General features: G+C 72.3%; 13 protein-coding genes. 5 read left to right on the forward strand and 8 right to left on the reverse strand.

Going from position 1 to position 18,016, the window contains the following annotated elements; genetic code table 11:
- Positions 1–93 precede the first annotated feature (93 nt).
- From ABZT49_RS25940 to ABZT49_RS25960, 5 genes are all read left to right on the forward strand, one after another.
- Positions 94–1,161 (forward strand): ABC transporter permease subunit, encoded by a 1,068-nt coding sequence (locus tag ABZT49_RS25940; protein ID WP_355290334.1) that lies wholly within the window; start codon positions 94–96, stop codon positions 1,159–1,161.
- Positions 1,162–1,164: 3 nt separating this feature from the next.
- A complete protein-coding gene (locus ABZT49_RS25945) occupies positions 1,165–1,899 on the forward strand; it encodes an ABC transporter ATP-binding protein (RefSeq protein ID WP_093565249.1) in 735 nt (244 codons plus the stop codon).
- Positions 1,889–2,599 (forward strand): ABC transporter ATP-binding protein, encoded by a 711-nt coding sequence (locus ABZT49_RS25950; protein WP_355290336.1) that lies wholly within the window; start codon positions 1,889–1,891, stop codon positions 2,597–2,599. The genes ABZT49_RS25945 and ABZT49_RS25950 overlap by 11 nt, the downstream gene beginning before the upstream one ends.
- Before the next feature lie 133 nt (positions 2,600–2,732).
- The gene (locus ABZT49_RS25955) at positions 2,733–4,136 is read left to right on the forward strand and encodes an amidase (RefSeq protein ID WP_355290338.1); all 1,404 of its coding nucleotides are present in this window, start codon (positions 2,733–2,735) and stop codon (positions 4,134–4,136) included.
- 370 nt (positions 4,137–4,506) lie between these two features.
- Positions 4,507–5,499 (forward strand): DUF808 domain-containing protein, encoded by a 993-nt coding sequence (locus tag ABZT49_RS25960; protein WP_355290368.1) that lies wholly within the window; start codon positions 4,507–4,509, stop codon positions 5,497–5,499.
- Positions 5,500–5,693: 194 nt separating this feature from the next.
- Here ABZT49_RS25960 and bcsN read toward each other — a convergent pair whose 3' ends face one another.
- From bcsN to ABZT49_RS26000, 8 genes are all read right to left on the reverse strand, one after another.
- The gene (gene bcsN, locus ABZT49_RS25965) at positions 5,694–6,734 is read right to left on the reverse strand and encodes a cellulose biosynthesis protein BcsN (protein ID WP_355290340.1); all 1,041 of its coding nucleotides are present in this window, start codon (positions 6,732–6,734) and stop codon (positions 5,694–5,696) included.
- Positions 6,731–8,689: a hypothetical protein gene (locus tag ABZT49_RS25970; protein WP_355290342.1), complete on the reverse strand. Its 1,959-nt coding sequence runs from the start codon at positions 8,687–8,689 to the stop codon at positions 6,731–6,733. The genes bcsN and ABZT49_RS25970 overlap by 4 nt, the downstream gene beginning before the upstream one ends.
- Positions 8,674–9,792 (reverse strand): glycosyl hydrolase family 8, encoded by a 1,119-nt coding sequence (locus tag ABZT49_RS25975; protein ID WP_407943572.1) that lies wholly within the window; start codon positions 9,790–9,792, stop codon positions 8,674–8,676. The genes ABZT49_RS25970 and ABZT49_RS25975 overlap by 16 nt, the downstream gene beginning before the upstream one ends.
- A 29-nt stretch (positions 9,793–9,821) precedes the next feature.
- A complete protein-coding gene (locus tag ABZT49_RS25980) occupies positions 9,822–12,326 on the reverse strand; it encodes a cellulose biosynthesis cyclic di-GMP-binding regulatory protein BcsB (protein WP_355290344.1) in 2,505 nt (834 codons plus the stop codon).
- Between the two features lie 44 nt (positions 12,327–12,370).
- Complete coding sequence (bcsA, locus tag ABZT49_RS25985) at positions 12,371–14,734, reverse strand: UDP-forming cellulose synthase catalytic subunit (RefSeq protein WP_355290346.1); 2,364 nt, start codon at positions 14,732–14,734, stop codon at positions 12,371–12,373.
- A gap of 69 nt (positions 14,735–14,803) precedes the next feature.
- Entirely contained in the window at positions 14,804–15,523 is a 720-nt protein-coding gene (gene bcsS / locus ABZT49_RS25990) for a cellulose biosynthesis protein BcsS (protein ID WP_355290348.1), read from the reverse strand.
- Positions 15,524–15,633: 110 nt separating this feature from the next.
- On the reverse strand, positions 15,634–17,106 hold the full coding sequence (locus tag ABZT49_RS25995) for a hypothetical protein (RefSeq protein WP_355290350.1): 1,473 nt from the start codon (positions 17,104–17,106) through the stop codon (positions 15,634–15,636).
- Positions 17,107–17,529: 423 nt separating this feature from the next.
- The gene (locus ABZT49_RS26000) at positions 17,530–17,694 is read right to left on the reverse strand and encodes a hypothetical protein (protein WP_355290351.1); all 165 of its coding nucleotides are present in this window, start codon (positions 17,692–17,694) and stop codon (positions 17,530–17,532) included.
- Positions 17,695–18,016 lie beyond the last annotated feature (322 nt).

Below are 18,016 nucleotides of genomic sequence, written 5' to 3' on the forward strand. Positions count from 1 at the left end.
ATCGCGAAGCGCTCTAGTCTTTGAATTTCCTGCATACCTTCGACGAACCGGTAGCCCGTTCGTCGACAGATGCTCTGGTGATCGGGAGCCGCGATGCTGCACCTCCTCAACGGACCGCAGACCTTCGGGCGCGGCAGGGCCTTCTGGGGCGCCGCCGCCGCCGTACTCGCGGCCGCCCTCGTCTACCCGGCCTTCGCCGATTCGTACGACGTCGGCAATTTCGCCTACTTCCTGATCTGGCTGTTCATGGCGCTGGGTCTCGGCCTGATGTGGGGCTACGGCGGGATGCTGTCCTTCGGGCAGACCTTCTTCTTCGGCATCGGCGGCTACGGCTACGGGGTGCTCGCGATCAATCTCGGCGGAGGCGGCGCGACCTTCGCGGCCCTCGCCCTCGCCGTGGTGCTGGCGATGCTGGCGGCCCTGGTGCTCGGCTACTTCATGATCTGGGGCGGCGTCGGCGGGGTGTTCTTCGGCATCGTGACGCTGTCGGCCACCCTGGTCCTCGCCTTCTTCCTCGGCCAGACCGCCGGGCCGGAATGGCGCATCGGGACGGCGCGGCTCAACGGCTTCAACGGCATGAAGGGCATGGACCCGCTGACGCTGCCCTGGGACGGCGAGGACCTCGTCCTGGAGGGCACGCTGCTCTATTACGGCCTCCTGGCGCTGCTCGTCGCGGTCTATCTCGGGCTGCGCCTGCTGCTCAATTCCCGCTTCGGCCACACCCTGGTGGCGATCCGCGAGGATGCGCAGCGCGCCGAGCTGCTCGGCTACGACGCCCGCAAGTACCAGCTCGCCACCTTCGCCCTCGGCAGCGGGCTCGCCGGCCTGAGCGGCGGGCTCTACACCGCCTGGGGCCAGTTCATCACCCCGTCGAGCATCGGCCTGCCGGCCGCCGCCATGCCGATCATCTGGGTGGCGTTCTCCGGACGCAGCGACGTGACCGCGACGCTGGTCGGCTCGTTCCTGCTCCTGTTCGGCTTCCAGACCCTCACGGTCTACAGCCAGCAGCTCGCCCTGGTGCTCATGGGCGGGCTGCTGCTCGGCACCGTCATGCTGGCGCCGCAGGGCCTGATCCTCGGCCTCGTCGAGCTGCTCCGCCGCAAGCCGATGACGGGCCGGGCCTCGCGCGCGCTGCCCTCCGCCCGCCCGAACGAGGTCTAGGCGATGCCGATCCTGGAGCTGCAGGGCGTCACCAAGCGCTTCGGCGGCCTGACCGCCGTCGCCGATGTCGACCTCGCCGTCGAGGCGGGGGAGATCCACTGCCTGATCGGCCCGAACGGCGCGGGCAAGAGCACCCTGTTCAAGCTCATCGTCGGTACCTACCAGCCCAGCGCCGGCGAGATCCGGTTCCAGGGGGCGACAGTGACCCGCGAAAAGCCCTTCGCGCGGGTCAACCGGGGCATGAGCATCAAGATGCAGGCGCCGCGGGTGTTCAAGGAACTTCCGGTCCGCCAGAACATCCACGTGGCGCTCCAGCACCGCCATGCCGGGCCAGCGCTGGCCCGCGAGGAGGAGCGACTCCTCACCCTGCTCGGCCTCGCCGCGGAGGCGGCCAAGCCCGCCGGCCTGCTGGCCCACGGCCAGCAGCAATGGCTGGAGATCGGCATGGCGCTGGCGCTCGATCCGGCCCTGCTGCTCCTCGACGAGCCGACGGCGGGCCTCTCGCCCGAGGAGACGCACCGCACCGGCGAGCTGATCCAGTCGCTCAACCGGGGTGGCATGACCGTTCTGGTGGTGGAGCACGACATGGCGTTCATCCGGCAGGTGGCCCAGCGCGTCACCGTCCTCCATCTCGGCCGCACCTTCGCGCGCGGCGCGCTCGCCGAGGTCGTGGCGGATCCGCGGGTCGCCGAGATCTATCTCGGGCATCAGGAATCGGAGGAGCCGCATGGGCGGTGAGGCGCTGCTGCAGGTCTCCGGACTCTGGGCCCATTACGGCGGCACGCCGATCCTGCAGGGCGTCGATCTCGCGGTGGGCCGCGGCGAGATCGTCAGCATCATCGGGCGCAACGGCGTCGGCAAGACGACGACGATGCGCTGCCTGATCGGGCTGATCCGGGCCTCGCAGGGCATGATCCGGCTCGACGGGCGGGACCTCGCCGGGTTGCCGGCCGAGGCGAGGGCGCGCCTCGGGGTCGGCTACATCCCGCAGGGGCGCGACGTGTTCCCGCGCCTCACGGTCGCCGAGAACCTCGCCGTGGGCCTGCTCATCGGCGGCCCGGCCGGGCGCAAGCTCACCGACCTCGTCTACGGCTACTTCCCGCGGCTGGCCGAGCGCCGCGGGCAGCTCGCCGGCACGATGTCGGGCGGCGAGCAGCAGCAGCTCGCCATCGGGCGGGCACTGGTCGGGAACCCGACCCTGATGCTCCTCGACGAGCCGTCGGAAGGCGTGCAGCCGTCGATCGTCCAGATGATCGGCCGGGTCCTGCGCGCGGTCCGGGACGAGCTCGGCACCACGATCGTCTTCGTGGAGCAGAACCTCGACACGATTCTGTCGGTCGCCGAGCGCTGCTACGTCATGGAGAAGGGCCGGGTGACGGCCGATCTCGGCCGCGACGCCCTCACGGCCGACACCGTGCGCCGGCACCTGCTGATTTGACGGGACGATCCCTCCGGGGGGTCGCTCCCCGCCCGATCCCGCGGACGCTTCCCGTCCGCAGCGCCGACGAAGAACCGGGACCGTCGGCGCGGGCCAGCGACCGAGGCCGGATACGAACGAGCGGGAGGACGCCATGCCAACACCCCTTCACGACGAGACGCTTCTCTCGATCGCCGAGCGGATCCGCCGGCGCGAGGTCACGTCGCTCGCGGTCACGCAGGCGCAGCTCGACAGGATCGCCGCCCTCGACGGCCGCTATCGCAGCTACGCGACGGTGACGCGCGACCATGCCCTCGCGCGCGCCGAGCGGGCGGACCGCGAGACGGCCTCAGGGATCAGCCGGGGGCCGCTCCACGGCGTGCCCGTGGCGGTCAAGGACCTCTGCGACACGACCTTCGCGCCGACGGCGGCCGGCGGGACCCTGCGCCGGGATCACGTCCCGGCGGCCGACGCGACCGTCGTCGCGCGTCTCGAGCAGGGCGGGGCGGTGATCCTCGGCAAGCTGTCGATGACCGAGGGGGCCTATACCAGCCACCACCCGGACAATCCCGGCCCGCTCAATCCGTGGAGCCGCGACCACTGGGTCGGCTCCTCGTCCACCGGGTCGGGGGCCGCCACGGCGGCACGGCTGTGCTACGCCTCCCTCGGCTCGGATACCGGCGGGTCGATCCGGTTCCCCTCCGCCACCTGCGGGCTGACCGGCCTCAAGCCGACCTGGGGCCGGGTGAGCCGCCACGGCATCTTCCCGCTGGCGGCATCGCTCGACCATGTCGGCCCGATGGCCCGCTCGGCGGCCGACGCTGCGGCGGTGCTCGGCGTGATCGCGGGAGCCGACCCGGCCGACCCGACCGCCCTCCAGGCTCCCGTGGATTCCTATCTCGACGCCGTCGGCCGGCCGATCCGCGGGATCACGGTCGGCATAGACCGCCGCTTCGTGTCGGAGGGGATCGACCCGGAGGTCGTCGCGGCCCTCGACGCGGTCGAGGCGGTGTTGCGCGCGTGCGGCGCCCGCATCCGCGAGATCGCCTTTCCGCCGACCGACCGGCTGGTCCGCGGCTGGATCCCGTTCTGCTCGGTGGAGACGGCGCTCGCCCACCAGGACAGCTACCCGCTTCACCGGGACGCCTACGGCCCGGATCTCGCAGCCCTCATCGACCAGGGACGGAGCGTCACCGGCGCGGAGCTCGGCGCCATCTTCCACGAGCGGCTGGCCTTCGCCGGCGCGCTCGCCGCCCTCTTCGAGGAGGTCGACCTGATCCTGGTGCCGACCATGCCGGTGCCGATCCCGAGCCTGTCCCGGATGAGCGAGTACGGGCAGGATCCGGAGGTCCTGCTGCGCATCCTGCGCTTCACGGCGCCGTTCAACTTCTCCGGGACGCCGACCATCACGCTGCCGGCCGGGATCGACGCGGCCGGATTGCCGCTCAGCGTCCAGCTGGCCGGCCGCCCCCTGTCCGAGGCCCTGCTCTGCCAGGCCGGGCACGCCTTCCAGCAGGTGACGGACTGGCACACCCGCCGCCCGCCGGGCCTGCCGTAAACCGCGGGCGTGAACCGCCCCGTGCTTCCCGGAGGCTCCAACTTTGAAGAGGATGGAGCCTCGAGGCCGCGAACAGCCCCGTTCGCCCCGAGGAGCAGCGTCGAACAGGGCGCCCCGCTCCCGGGTTCCAGGGCCGGTGGCTGCGATCCATCTCATACGGTCGTTCCGTGGTGGCGGTTCGAGTGTCCCCTCGGGGCCGCGGCGCGGATCGCACGGGAGGCTCGGAAGGTCCGGCGGGGTCGATCCCGGGCCCGTCATCGTCGCCGATGCGCCGCTTCCGCCCTCGTCCAGCGTCGCCGTTCCGGACATTCCGGATTAAACGATGCTCTCGCGCGTCATCTCATCGACGCCCTCACGCCACGGAGCATCTGTGAGCATCGGACTGATCGCCCTGCTGGACGATGTCGCAGCCCTCACCAAAGCGGCCGCGGCCTCCCTCGACGACATCGCCGGGCAGGCCAGCAAGGCGGGCGCCAAGGCCGCCGGGGTCGTCATCGACGATGCCGCGGTCACGCCGCGCTACGTCGTCGGCTTCGCGGCCGACCGGGAACTGCCCATCGTCGGTCGGATCGCGGCGGGCTCCCTGCGCAACAAGCTCTTGATCCTGCTGCCGGGCGCGCTCGCGCTCAGCGCCGTGGCTCCCTGGGCGATCACCCCGCTGCTGATGCTGGGCGGCGCCTATCTCTGCTATGAGGGCACCGAGAAGGTCTACGAGGCCCTCGTCCCCCACCAGGCTCATGCCCACGAGGAGCAACTCGGAGCCGGCACAGGGGAAGACCGGACGCTGGAAGACCGACGCGTCGCGAGCGCGATCAAGACCGACTTCATCCTCTCCGCGGAGATCATGGCGATCACCCTCGCCGCCATCCCGGAGGGGAGCTTCTGGATGCGGGCCGCCGTTCTGGCGATCGTGGCCGTGGGCATCACAGCGGCCGTCTACGGCGCCGTCGCCCTGATCGTGAAGGCCGACGATGCGGGCCTCGCCCTGTCCGGCAATGCCTCGCCCTCCCCTCTCGGACGCCTCAGCCGGGGCGTCGGACGCGCCGTGGTCAAGGGCATGCCCGGTCTGCTCAAGCTGCTGGGCGTCGTCGGCACGGCCGCGATGATCTGGGTGGGCGGCGGCATCCTGATCCATGGATTGGAGGGCTACGGCCTGTCGGGTCCGGCCCATGCGATCCACGGCGCAGCCACGCACATCGCGGCGCTGCTTCCGGCGGCCGGGGGGTTGGTGGAGTGGCTGGTCACGGCCACGGCTTCAGGGCTCGTCGGTCTGGCTGTCGGCGGCCTCCTGATCCCGATCACCGGCTTCGTTCTGGTGCCGGCCTGGCAGAGCCTCGGGCGATCGCGCCGTCGCACAGCTTGAGGCGCGACCTCCGGCTGAGTTGATCCGCTCCGGGTTCCCGCAGGGTGAACCGCTCCGGGTTTGTCGGAGGTCGGGTCCGCACGCGCAGCAACAGCGTTCCTTCGATGCCCGCCCGCCAGCGATACTGCTCGGCGAAGGCCCCCATCGACATCGGCGAGTTCGGGCACCGGCGAGTTCGGGCACCGGTGCACCGATCACCAGCCGTAAGGCGGCGGATTCGCGTTCGCCGAGCCACGGGTCACGCCGGCAGAATTCGGAGCGCCTGCCGCGGATGCCCCGCCTGAGCGCCCCCCCGTCGGAAGGGCGTCGGTCAGGTAGCGTGCGCGGTCGAGGCCGTTGCCCGTCGGCCGCGGAATCGCCGGGATCGCGCGGCCGGACGGAGCGGGATCGATTGGCACGAGGTAGGCGGGCGCTGCGGTGGTCTGGGGGGCCGGTGTTGGGGGAGCCATCACGAGGGTGCGGCTGGCATTGACCATCACGCCCGGGCTTGGCGGCGGGACGGCCGCCGATCGCTCCACGGCGGCGGGGCTCGCCGGCTCGACCGCCGGGGGCACCGGCCTCGCTCTCCTGGGATGGCTTGCGCGAGCCACCGTGGTCGAGCCCGGGACCGCGCCGATCCGCAAGCCGGAGAGGTCGGCGAGGAGCACCTCGGCCGGAGTGGCCCGGCGATAGCAGTGCTGCACGCGCAGCGACGCCGTGATGGGGCCGACGATCGCACCGCGACCCAGCTCCACCCTCTGGAGCGCGTCGATCCATTGCCACGCATAGGCGCAGCGGTCGCTGACGGCGACGCCGAGGCGGCCATAGGCGTTGTGCACGGGACGCCGGACGATGCGGTAGAGGTTGCCGTCCTCGAGGGTCGCGAGTTCGGCGGCGATGCCGCCGCGGCTCGGCTTCTGCACCTGCGAATCGTCCCAGGCGCGGCCCGACTGGAGCACCAGGTCGATCCGGCCGCGGGATTGCCCGAGCACGATCCGCTGCCGGAGGCCCGCGCTCGTGCGCGTCTCCTGGACGGAGGCGACCGGGCCGCGGTTCGGCAGGCTGACGAGGGGCGCGTCGCGGCCCTGATCGGCGGAGGTGAAGGCGGCCTCGAAATGCGGTCCGGTCCGGCGGGCGGCGGCGGTCTGGCAGGCGCCGAGCAGGCCGAGGCCGAGGAGCACGCAAGCGCCCCGCAGGAGCGTCCCCGCCCGGGACGGTCCGCGGCTTTCGGCGAAGAGGGAGGTCGATCGGATCATCGGTCCTGTCCCGGCATCCTGGTGTCGTTGCGGCCGAGCCCGGCGGTGTCGAAGGGCCCGAACCGGTCGCCGTCGCGCGGCTGGATCGGCCGGGGCGCGCCGACGAGGGCGCCCAGATCGGCCTGCGCGAGCGTCCCGATCGCCGGGGCCGGCGGGCCGGCCTGGAGGCTCGCCCGGTCGATGCCGTTCCAGCCCGGCAGGAGGCTGAAGCCGTACTGCTCGTAGGGCATCGCCCCCACGCCCACGACCCGCCGGGCGACGAGCGGCGGTGCGCCTTGCGTCTCGCGCAGGTACTCGCCGTCGCGCGGGCGGGCGAGCCGCTGCGACCCCTCGCCGAGCCGCAGCGGGTTGTCCGCGGCCACGGCGATGGGGAACTCGCCGCGGGCGACCGCCGGCGGCCTGGCGCGGATGGCGGCCGCCGCGCGGGGCTTGGGCACCGGGCGGGGCGCTGCAACGACCTGCTGGACCGCCGGCGCCGGGCCGCAAGGGCCCGTCTCCCGCGCCTGCGGGTCGGGCTCCGCGAAGACCAAGTTGACGACCTTCGGGAACAGGCCGTCGTAGCGGTTGACGATCTCCAGGGAGTCGCGGGTCCGCTTCAGGCGGGACAGGCTGAGCGCGTAGCCGAGGACCGAGGATTCCCGCGGCCGCCAGCTCACCGCCCGCTGGAACCACTCGGCCGCCGTCTCGAACTGGCAGGCGTTGTAGGCGTACCAGCCGAGGGCCTGGGCGCCCTCCGCGGCGCTCGTCGCCAGGACGACCTTGGCGTAGCGGTCGAGCCGGTCGGGCTCCACCGGCGCGGCGGGTCCCTCGCCGAGGCGCCGCTCCATCATGTCGAGGTAGAGGGCGAGGTTGGTCACGGAGGGACCGCGCCAGGCGAAGGCGACGTCCTCGGCCTCGCGGTCCTGGCCCATGTCGCGCAGCGAGAGGGCGAGGCCGGTAGCGATCGCCGCGTCGCCGCCGCGGGCCATCGCCGCCTTGAACCAGTCCAGCGCCTCGCGGAACTGGCGGCGGTGATAGGCGTACCAGCCGAGCAGGCCGATCTGGGACGGCTCGCCGACCCGGCGCACCTGGGCGGCGAGGGCAGCGAGGTCGGCCGGCTCGATCCGCTCGACGGTCTCGCCGTGGAGCAGCGCCACGATGCGGGCCCGGGTCACGTCCAGACGGATGGCCTGGAACGCGTCGCTCCCGTCGGCGCCCGTGCGCCCGAGCGCGAGCAGCGGCTCGACCTGCGCCATCGGCATCACCGCCATCGCCTTCTGCACCGTGGCGAGGCGCAAGGGAGCGTCGGTCTGCTCGGTGAGGAGCGTCCGGTAGAGCGCCGCCGCCCGGGCGAGGTCGCCGGTGCGGGCATAGGCCTCCGCGAGCGTCCAGGCGATGTCGATGTCGAGGTTGCGCAGCGTCTCGGGCGAGGCCTTCACCCGGGCGATGATCTCGTCCCAGTCCCCGTCCCGGGCCGCCGCGCGGGCGGCGCTGCGCAGGGTCCCCCGGTTCAGCTTCTGGGCGAGATCCTCCGAGGGCTGCCAGCCCGGATCGATCGACTGGCGCACGCCGATCGCCGTGCGCAGCTCGTCGAAGCGGCCGGCGGTGAAGAGATCCCACATCGGGGCCTCCTCGGGCGGGCTCGGCTTCAGGGTGTCGAGGTCGGCCGGGACGGTCCAGGCCGGGTGGCGCCGGCGCAGCCGCGCGATCTCCATCTGGACGCGCTCGCTCTGGCGCTGCGAGGCGTAGTAGCGCAGCGCGCTCTCGTCGACGATCTCAGCCCCGGTCCCGGCGGTGTCGGGCGTGTCGAGGATGACCGGGGCGCGGCGCTCGTTGAGCTGGAGGACGCCGGTGCGGACCGGAGCCGGCTGCGCCGCCGCCGGCGTCCCCCAGCCGAGTGTCCCCCATCCGAGCCCGGCCGCGAGGGCGATCAGGCACGCCCCGGCATTCAGCCGCGGTGTCAGCGCCCGAGACATGCGCGGTACCTCGTATTCGCGGCCGTCAGGGCCAGCAGGTGCAGTGTGGCGGGGTAGTAGTTCTCGTTCGGCGCGAGCTCGACGAGCCCGCCCGGCAGGGGCGTGCCGGAGACCGCGCAGGCCGCGAGCGCCGGGATCATCGCGTAGCCCGGCTCGGCCAGGCGCCCGGCGACGCCGTTGCCGGCGAGGTCGACGATCGGCAGCCCGGCCGGGTCGGGCTCGGCCCAGAGCGCCAGGAACGGCTGGTAGGCGCGGCGCTCCGTGACCCCGGCCATCGCGAGGTAGAGCGGGATCCGGACGGCGTTGTAGGCGAATTGGGGCGCGAAGCCCGCGGCGGGCCGGGGCTGGCCGCCGCGCATCGCGATCCACTCGCTCGGCAGCTGCGCGTCCCCGAACCGGGCCCGCACGACGAGGTCCTGGCCCGCCGCCGCGACGCGGCCCCACTCGAATTCCGGCGCGACGGCGGCGAGCCGCGGGAAGGCCGGGAAGATCCAGTAGGAGAGGTTCACCACCGGACCGTCGGGCCGGTCCTCGGCGGAGAAGCCGTTCATGGCGGGCAGCAGGAGCGGCGCGCCCTCGGCGCGGAACAGGATCGTGCGCCGGCCGATATCGACGGCGATCCGGCGGGCGGCGAGGCGGTAGCCCTCGTCCGACCAGGCCGCCGCGGCCTCGACGAGGGCCCAGGCGACCAGGACGTCCCCGTCGGTGGCGTTGTTCGTGTCGGCGATGGCGGGCCGCTTGTCCGGCTCCCAGCGCCAGGCGAGGAGGGAATCCTCGCGCACCATCAGGTTGGCGCGGGTCCAGTCCCAGATCCGCTGGAAGGCGTCGCGGTCGCCGGCGGCGACGGCGAGCAGCATGCCGTAGCCCTGGCCCTCGCTGTGGCTGATCCGTCCGTTGCCGGTATCGACGACGCGGCCTTGCGCGGTGACGAAGCGGGCCTTGTAGCTCCGCCAGGCCGCCGCGTTGCCGAGGCTGCCCAGCAGCGGCGAGGTCTCGGCGGAGGCCGGCGCGGCGGGGACTTCCGCCGCCGGCGCGGCACCCGGGCCCTGGCTCATCGGCGCCTGCGCGGCGGCCGGCCCGAAGGGCAGCGCCATAAGGAGCATCGCCGCGAGCGTGCGGGAGAACGATCCGATCACAGGCTCTCCTCCTTGCCGGCGTCGCGGCCGGGCCGGCGGGCATTCGGGTTGGGGCGCCCGACGTCGCGCAGCATCGCCGAGGTGCTGAGGCCGAGGCCGATCGCCGCCGCGAAGACGAGCAGGGCGTAGGCGGACGGGTTGGTGGAGAACCAGCCCGCCACGACGAGGCGCAGGTTCTCGAACGACATCCGGTCGCTGCCGAGGAAGCGCGCGCGCTTGGCCTCGTGGATGCCAAGCGTGCCGTCATTGGCGTCGAGGGTGACGACGCGGCCCTCGACCCGGTTCCAGATCGACGGGGTCGTGAGGCAGGTCACGGAGGCCTGCAGGTTGGCGGCGTTCGGGGCCGTGACCACGGTCAGGAGGCTGCCCGCATCGCTGCCGGACAGGCCCTGCCCGACGATCAGCGAGGCCTGCGCCCCGACCTCGATCTCGGGCTCCCGGACCTGGTCCCCGGCCCAGGCCGAGGCCGCCGAGAGGCCCGACCGCAGAGCCGCGCCGAGGCGTGCGACGGCGACGGAGACCTGGTCGGCGAAGGCGCTCTGCGGCCGCAGGCCGCCGTTCCAGCCGGCCGGGAAGTCGCGCTCCTCCGCCTCGGCGGCGTCGGTCCGCGCCCGCCGGGGCGCGATGACCGCCGGGCGCGGACCGACGGCCGGGAGGGCGCAGGCCGGCGGCAGGTTGTTGCGCAGCCGGTTGATGCTCGCCCCGTCCATCACCACCGGGCGCTGGCTCGGCTCGCCGAGGGGCGCCGCCGCGGCGCGGCCCTGCCAGATCTGGCGGATCTGGTCGGGGTTCAGGCCGACGCTGCGCAGGACCTCGGGCTCGAGGGCGCGGGCGGGGGCGACGACCAGGGTCGGCGCGCGCCGGTCCAGGATGCGGTCGTTGGCGAGCTCGAAGTCGATCGGCCGCCTCGCGGACAGGGCCATCTGCACCGCGATCGTCGCGGCGGCGGCCATCGACTCGCGGTCCGGCGTCGGGACGACGAGCCGGGGACGCGCGTCCGGCGCGGTCCGGGGCAGGCCGCCACCGAGCGTCGCCGCGAGGTCCGGCGCGCGCAGGGCGCGGGCGAGGCGCGGGGCCACCAGGGTCGAGCGGTCGAGGAGCAGGAAGCGCTGGCGCGCCGTGCCCTCCTCGCAGACCCGGTCCGATCCGGTCGGCAGGAGCGCGCGGATGTCGACCCGGTTGCGCCCGGGGCGCCAGCGGCTCAGCGGCAGGGCGACCGCCTCGCCCCGGAAGGCGTCGCCGCCGGCACGCGCCAGGGGCACGCTCGCGACGTTGCGGCCGTTGACGTCGACCACGATCTGCGCGCCGACCTCCAGGCCCGCGGCGTAGCCGCCGGACAGTTCGAGGACGGCCTTGTCGTAATCCGCCGGGACGAAATCCGTCGGCAGGGTCACCTCGAAGCCGGTGCGGAACAGGCGGCCGGAGAAGTCCCGGTTCTGCAGGCCGAGATCGGAGAAGCGGAGGCGCTCGCCGCCCTGGAGGGGCAGGCCGCGGGATAGGGCCAGCGCCTGCAGGCCCTGCGGGCTGCCCCCCGGATCGCGGTTCGCGGTGCCGGCCACGATCCTCTGGGCGGCTTCGATGTCGGCCGGCTCGTCGCCCGTCACGACGAGCCGGGCGGCGCGGTCGCCCTGGGCCGGCTGGAACACGAGCGGCTGCGCGCCGGGGGCGGCGAGGTCACCGTCGGGCCGGCCGGCGACGATGTCTAGACCGGCCGGCCCGCCGGGCTCCGTCGCGAATTCCACCGCGACCTGGCCGAAGCCGCCGGCGAGCGCCACCCGCTGGACGAGGCCGATCAGGCGCTCGAAGGTGGCGAAGGTCGGGCGCCCCTTGAGGATGACGCGGACCGGCACGATGCCCCGGCCGTCGGGGGCGATGGCCGGCAGGTCGCGCAGGGAGGTCGCGCCCGCGCCGCCCGCCGGCGCCACGAGGCCGGTCCAGGCGGGGTCGATCTGGGTCCACAGCTCGTAGGTGGCATCAAGCGAGCAATCGACCCGGTGCCGCTGCACCCCGGCGATCGCGACGGCGTTGTAGCCGGGCTTCAGAAGGTCGGCGGGGATGTCGAACTCGATGATCCGGATCGCGCCCGGCGCCTTGATCTCGCTGCGGCCGACGGCGACGCCGTTGATCGTGGCGGTGAGGAACGAGGCGTCGGGCACCACCGAGATCGCCGCGAGGTAGCCGATGCGCAGGCGCAGCCGCTCGCGGGCCTGCCCCTCCGTGAGGTAGACGGGCCATTGCAGGCCGCTCTCCTCGCCGGTGAGCCGCAGGGGCGTCGTCAGGGCCTGGAACGGCCGCTGCGGCGCGGCCGCCGGCACTGGGTTGCGGTCGGGCGCGGCAGGACGTGACCTCGCCTCGGGCCGGGCCTCGGGCGCGCCCGCCTCGGGCATCGACAGGACCTGGGGGGCGCCGCGGCCGAGGAAGCTCTGCGCGCCGGCCGGCGTGGCGGCGGCGATGAGCAGGGCCGTCAGCGTCGGCACGAGGCGGCTTGATGCGGCGGACATGGTCGGGCTCGGATTCCGGAAGAGTGAGCTGATCGGAGGAAGGCTCAGCCGGCGCTGCCGGCCTGGGGCGTCAGCGGGTCGGACGACCGCCGTCCCCGCTCGGTCGCGGCGGGGGCGTGCTTGATCTCGGTCACGAGGTGGCGCCAGCTCGAGGCCGCGGGCTCGGGCGCCTGCGCCGCCTTCGGGCGAGGCGTGCGGCGCGAAGGCGCCGCCTGGGCTGGCGCCGCGCCCGCCTCGGCCATCCGCGCCGCGCGCCCCGCCATCAGGCAGGAGAGCGCCCGGACGGGTCCCACGAGCCCCCAGAGGACGAACTGCACCGTGCCCGAGAGGATGTCCTTGTGGGTGCGGCGGCGCTGCTGGAAGCGGACCATCGCGTCGGCGTCGCCGTACATGAGGTCGGCCAGCACGACGTAGCTTCCGGGGGTCATCGTCTCGAAGACCAGCTCGCACACCGTCTCGTCGCCCGCCCCCGCGATGCCGGTGACGCGCACCGGGATCGCCGGGGCGTGGCCCAGGAGCGGCAGGCCGGCCTGCGGCGCGAGGGAGAGGCTGCCGAGCGCCCCGTCGCTGCTGCGGCGCATCGGAACCACGGCATCCATCCGGATCCGGCAGCGGGCGCTGGAGATGCGCTCGACCGTCACGTCGATGGCCATGCCGTTGAGGTTCAGCACCCCGGGCCGGTCGACCGCCAGGGAGGGGGCGGCCTCGGTCTGGCGCCGCTCGGCCGCGACGCCGAGCGCGGCCCCCGCGGTGATCAGGTTGAACAGGTTCCACATCCCGACGACCAGCATCAGGTTGGTCACGCCGGGCTCGAACAGGTACCGATAGGCCGAGATGCCCATCGTGACGAACAGCACCGCGAAGACGATGACGTAGGGCAGCGCCAGGGGCGACAGCTGGTCGTGGTCGAGGGTGATGTTCTTGGCCGTCACCTTGAACGTCGGCTTGCGCGGCGCGAGGATGACCGAGGCCGTCGCCTTGATCAGGAACAGGCCCTGGACGTACTCGTACAGCTCCGAGACGAAGGGCCAGCGCACCCGTCCATACAGGTAGTTCTGCATCATCAGGTTCACCACGATGTAGGTCGCGGTGTAGGCGATCGCCTCGTCGACGTTGGCGACGACGATCTTCATGTCGAACAGGATGTAGAGGAGCGGCGCAATCATGAAGACCAGTCGCGGCAGCGGAAACAGCCAGAACGTCATGCTGGACATGTAGCAGAGCCGCTGCAGCGGCTTCAGGCCGCCCTTGAAGAGCGGGTTCTTCAGGATCATGATCTGCATCATGCCCTGGCACCAGCGCGAGCGCTGACCGATGAAGTCCGACAGCGTCTCGGGCTGGAGGCCGGCGATCAGCGGCTTGTCGACGTAGATGCTGGTCCAGCCGCGGGAATGCAGCTCGAAGGCGGTCTCGCAATCCTCCGTGATGGTGATGCCGGAGAACCCGCCCGCCTCCTCGAGCGCCGCGCGCCGCAGCAGGGCCGCCGAGCCGCAGAAGAACGAGCCGTTCCACTTGTCGAGCCCGCACTGGCCCACCGCGTAGAACATCTCGTTCTCCGACGGCATCCGGTCGAAGGTCTTGAGGTTGCGCTCGATCGGGTCGGGATTGAGGAAGGCGTGCGGCGTCTGGACCAGGAACAGTTTCGGGTCGGCGCCGAAATGGCCGATCGTGTCGCGCAGGAACGAGCGGAACGGCACGTGGTCGGCATCGAGCACCACGACGATCTTGCCGACCGAGTGGCGCAGGCCGTTATTGAGGTTTCCGGCCTTGGCGTGCTGGTTGCGCGCGCGGGTGAGATAGGAGACGCCGAGATCGGCGCACAGGGCCTGCAGCACCGTGCGGCGCGCCCGCGCCTCTTCCGCCTTGTGCGGGTCGGAATCGGCGCATTTCTGGTCCGTCCCGCCGTCGTCGAGGAGCCAGACGGTGAGCTTGCCCGCCGGGTAGTCGAGGGACTTCGCCGCCGCCAGCGTCGTCGCCAGGATGTGCCGGTCCTCGTTGTAGCTCGGCACGAAGATGTCGACCGTGGGCAGGTCGTCGTCCTCGTCCTGCGGCGCCGGTCCGCGCCGGATCGGGTCGGCGTTGATCACCAGGCTGATCGCCAGGATGTAGAAGCAGTACAATTCGGCGCCGAGCAGGATCGTGCCGGCGACGAAGCCGAGGGGATCGCTGACCGGCGGCAGCGTGCTCGACACGCGCCAGTACATGTAGCGCAGCACGACGAGGCTGCCGATGGCGAGGAAGGTCAGCCGGCCGGTCCGGCCCTTCGCCAGCGGCCAGAGCAGCAGCATCAGGACGATCGCCCCGAGGCTCATCTCCAGCTGCACGGTCGGCCCGAGGGGCTGGGCCAGCAGCAGCAGGATCAGGGCGGCGCTGGCGAGCCAGGCGGCGCGCGCGAGGAAAGGGGGCATCCGGCCGCTCCGGGAGAGGTGGAAGGTCGTGAGAGGGGGCGTGGAGGGAGAGGGCTGTCGCGGCCCGCGTCAGAACGCGATCCGGCCGTCGACGCTGGTGTAGTAGCCGCCCTTGCGGACCCGGTCGTAGGAATAGCCGGCCCCGAAGGAGAACTTCATCGGCCCGACCGCGAAACCGGTCACATGGCCGCCCGCGCGCCAGCCGTTGAAGAAGTTGTCGCCGAGCAGCGTCCCTTCCGGGCCGACGAACACCCCGGGCGCGACGGCGAAGCCGGCGCGGAAGCGGGCGTAATAGGCGTTGAACAGCGTCGAGTAGGAGGCGTTGACGGCGACGAGCGTGTTCTCCGTCGGGTTGGCGTAGAAGTCCGCCGCGACCTTGACGCCGAGGCCGGTCCCGACGACCGGATTGCCCGGATCGAGGATCGACAGCTCGTTGCTGCGCACGTTCATGCCGATGTAGCCGGCGAGCGCCGCCTGCTGCCAGATCCACTCGTAGCCGAGCAGGACCGTGCCCTCCTGCTGGACCCCGGTGACCGTCTGGCGGACCGCAGCGCCCGGATAGGAGTAGGTCCCGGCGACGCCCTGGAGGCGCACGCGCAGGCCGCTCTGCAGGAGGGTGTCGACCGGCGCGATGGTCGCCGTGAGCGAGCCGAAGGCGGAGTTGTTCGTGGTCACGGTCGAGCCGGCATCGACGGCGACGATCCACTCGTCGCGGTCGACCTCCCGTTCCACGCCCGTGTACCAGTCGGCCGCGATGCTGGCCGTCGGCTCCAGAGCGAGCAATCCCAAGAGAACCGAAGATTTCGGCAACCAGTCCAACACCGCTGACCCCCAGAAAGTCACGCGTTTTCGCGTGTTATAGGAAAATTTGTCCCATTTTATGGTTAATTTATCGTTAGCTACGCTGCGACATCATCGTCGATGCGCTCGATACTGGTCTCGGCGAGCCGCCGCATCGGGCCGTCGCCCCGCTCCTCCCGGCCGTGCGCGACACGTCCGGCGGGTGTGCCGGACAGCGCATGACCGGCGATCTCGCGGCTCAACGCGTAGACCCTCGCGGTCTCCGGGGCGCCGAGCGTCGCGACACGGAACGCCAGCCAGCGTCCGGCGGTCCGCCCGGTCCCGGGGCGGGTCGCCACGATCACGTCGCGGAGGCTGCCGCGCTCCGCCGCGACGGCATCGAGGGCGCCTTCGAGGGCGGCCCGGTCCGCGGGCCGGAGATGGGCGAGGACGTCGCCGAGCGCGCAGGCGCGCTCCGGCACCGAACCCGCGGCCGCGCCGTCGCCGTCGGTCCAGACGACCTGGCCCGTCGACCGGTCGATCTCCCAGCAGGTCGAGCCGGACAGGGTGCGGATGGCCCGGATGCGATCCTGGCTGCGGGCGAGCGCGATGCGCTTCTCCCGGAGCAGGCGCTCGTAGCCCTCGCTCCGGTCGATCGCGGCGCGCAGGGCCTCGGTCAGCCGCAGGAGGTCGCGCGTCACCGGTCGCACCACCGGACGGCGCGTCTCCTCCCGGCGACAGAGCGCTTCGGCGTCGGCGATCGCCCGGGTGAGCCGCCCGCCCAGGACCCAGCCGGCGGCTCCGGCGAGCCCCATGGCGGCCGCCAGCAGGAGGAGCGGGGGGAGCCCGGCGGCTCCGGCTTGCGCGTCGGGCGAGCGAACCGCCACCAGCCACCCGGGCCCGCCGCGCTCCAGACCGCCGACGGGCGCCGTGACTTCCGGGCCGCCGGTCTCAGGGCCGGAGCGGTGCAGGGCCCGGCCGGTGCCGTTGAGGACCGTGACGGACAGAGTGCGCCCGGCCTCGGGAAGGGTCCGTCGCGCCGCAGCGACCACGGTGTCGGCCCATTCCGGCGTGAGCTGGACGGCGACGACGCCCAGGCTCGGCTGCGCCCCGACCGGGGCCGACACGATGACATTGCGGGGAAGCCTGACGCCGGCCCGGCTGCCCTCGGCCGCCTCGCCAACGATGCCTCCGACGAGAGCCTTGGCGAACCACGGGCTTCCGGAGAGGTCGGACCCGACGATTCGCCCGCGGGCAGTGGCCCGGACGCGTCCCGCCCGGTCGGCGAAGAGGACGTCCGCATAATCCGGATGGAGTTGCAGCCACTTGGCCAGCAGGCCGTCGGTCGCTGCCGCGTCAGCACCCTGGATGGCCAGGCTCTCAGCGACGATGCTCACGTCCTGGCTCACGGCGAGCAGCGCGCTCTCGAGCCGCTCCGCCAGGACGATCGCACTCTGGTGCGCAGTGAGCCCACGTCCCGGCTGCCCATCCGTCGCCGCGCCGGTGAGGACGGCCATGCCGCCCAGCCCGGATGCGCAGACGAGGAGGAGCGTGAGCAGGCTGCGCACCGACGTGAAGAGGCAAGGGCCCATCGTCTCTCTGGATGGCTGGGACTGGGTGGAGAGGTTCGAGACCCAAACTTGTTAGAGCACTAACTGAGCAGATCATGGTTAACGATTAGTTAATGCGAGTCGTCGCGACAATGCGGAGCAAGTTCATTGCAACGCGAAATATTCGACCTGACAAATGAAGGCAAATTGATCAAATTTTGATCACGAATAGGATATAAAGCAAAGAGCCAATGATAAGCCGTCGATTAGAGAGCAGAAAAGCGTCAAATTTCTGCCGAAAACTCAACCGTAGCGATGGCGCCCCCGCGCGAGATGGGGCCGCCTGTTGCGGTCGCAGCCGGGCTCGATGCGAGCGCTGCAGCCTCCACGGCCACCATGGCGACGTCGCGAGCCCCTTACGGTCGCCGTGCGACACGGTCCACGACACTGGCGTAGAGCGAAGGTTCAGCGCGGCTGAGACTCCTCGATCAGCCAACCCGCTTCCGCTTCGTCGGACAATGCTTGCGCGGCGATGCCCCTCCTCCCGTCGAATCCCGGGCCGATCGGCCCCCCGGCGGTCACGATGCTGTTCGTGGCGCGCCGCGGCGCGAGGTTCCGGTTGTCGTTCACGGCGGGCTCCCGGTCGTGGGGCACGGCGCAGTCGACGGGGTTGTGCGGCGGGCCGCGCGCAAGCCCCGCCGCCCTGACACGTCAGGGCGAAACGGCTCGGACAAGCCTCCCCCGAAACGGCGGCATTCGGACTGTCGACGCCGGAAAATTCCGGGTCGGCGCGAGATTTTGCACGCGTCCTGCCCGTTGCGATGCGGCACTCGATCCGCCCCAAACCGTCGACCCAACCCCGCCCGCTTCGATCTGGGAGCAGGCCTCTGGCATGGCCCAGGTTCGTGATCGCCAGGTCGGCTCGGTGATCATGGGGGTGGCCGCACGCTGC

The organism is Methylobacterium sp. EM32, from assembly GCF_040593685.1.
GTDB lineage: Bacteria > Pseudomonadota > Alphaproteobacteria > Rhizobiales > Beijerinckiaceae > Methylobacterium.